Source organism: Paenibacillus chitinolyticus NBRC 15660 (assembly GCF_000739915.1).
GTDB lineage: Bacteria > Bacillota > Bacilli > Paenibacillales > NBRC-103111 > Paenibacillus_F > Paenibacillus_F chitinolyticus.
In genome coordinates, this window is record NZ_BBJT01000030.1 from 1 (window position 1) to 1,572 (window position 1,572).

General features: G+C 60.1%; 1 protein-coding gene. It reads right to left on the bottom strand.

The features are described from left to right. A partial coding sequence (locus tag PCH01S_RS29110; RefSeq protein ID WP_042236006.1) for an amino acid adenylation domain-containing protein occupies window positions 1-1,572 on the bottom strand: 1,572 nt, incomplete at both ends.

A 1,572-nucleotide genomic window follows, 5' to 3' on the forward strand; every position in this document is an offset into this window, starting at 1 on the left:
TCCGCCCGACCGCTCCGCGAGATCAACGTCCGGCGCGGGCAGCGCGCTCCGGTCGATTTTTCCGTTCGGCGTCAGCGGAAATGCGGCGAGCTGCACGGCATAAGTCGGCACCATATAGGCCGGCAGCTCTTGCAGCAGCGCTTGGCGCAGTTCACCGGTGCTCCATGTCTTTTCCGCGGTGAAATAGGCGCACAGTTCCACCGCGCCAGCCTTATCCGCATGAGCAACGATCAGCGCTTCCCGCACGGAAGGGAGCCGGTTCAACTGCGTCAAAACATCGCCAAGCTCGATGCGGTAGCCGCGGATTTTAACTTGGTCGTCGATGCGCCCCATATATTCCAAATTGCCGTCGGGCAGCCACCGGGCCAAGTCCCCGGTCCGGTACATCCGGCGTTCGGGCGCAAACGGAACGGGAACGAATTTTTCCGCAGTCAGCTCGGGACGGTTTAAATACCCCCGGGCCAGGCCGATTCCGCTGACACACAATTCGCCGGGTATGCCGACCGGCATAATGGATTGATCCGCGCCCAAAATATAGACTTGATGATTGGCGATGGGACGCCCGATCGGCACCGTTTTAGCTGTATCGTCCAAAGTCGAATACGGCCATGCCGTCGAGCAGATGGAATCCTCCGTCGGTCCGTAATTGTTAAAATAGCGGACAAACCCGCTCCAACGGCGCGCCAGCACGGGAGAAGACGCGGAGCCTGCGGTAATGAGCCGCGTCAGGCTCGGCATGTGCACCGGGTTCAAGTAAGCGGCATAAGTCGGCGGAAGTGTGGCGACCGTAATGCCGTTGTCCCGCACGTATTGTTCCAGCAGCCGGTAATCGGCGATCACCGAAGCGTCCGGCACATAAAGTGCCGCCCCGCCAAATAAACTCATTGTCATTTCCGAGCAGGCCGCATCGAATGAAAAACTGGCAAACAGAAGCACGCGGTCCTGTTCGCACACCTTAAGCGCTTCATCGTAAAACAGTTTGTAGTTGCATACCCCCGCATGTTCAACCAGCACCCCTTTGGGCTGTCCCGTCGTACCCGACGTATAAATGACGTAAGCCAAGTCGCCGGGTTCTACGGAGCCTTCGAGATTTGACCCGTCGCCGCTGAAGCTTTGCGGATCGTCCAGCAGCAGCCATTCGCCGCCAAACGCCACACGGTTCCGAAGGGGCGACTGCGCGAGCAGCAGCGAAACGCCGGCGTCCTCCAACATGTAGCGGATACGCGCTTCCGGGTAATCGGGATCAATCGGCACATATGCGCCCCCGGCCTTCATGACGGCCAGCGCCGCGGCAATCATCTCCGGTGAACGCTCGGCCAATATGCCGACTAGGGACTCCCGGCCCACACCTTTGGCCTGAAGCGTGCGCGCCAGCCGGTTCGCCCGTTCATTCAGTTCGCGGTAGCTCCACTGCCGCTTTCCTGACACCACGGCCGGGCGGTCCGGCGTGCGCGCCGCCTGACGTTCAAGGAGACCGTGAATTGTCATGCTATCATCCGGTGAATAGGCGCGGGTCGTGTCGTTAAACGATTCCAGCACCTGCGTCCGTTCCTCCGGCGTCAGCATACTTAA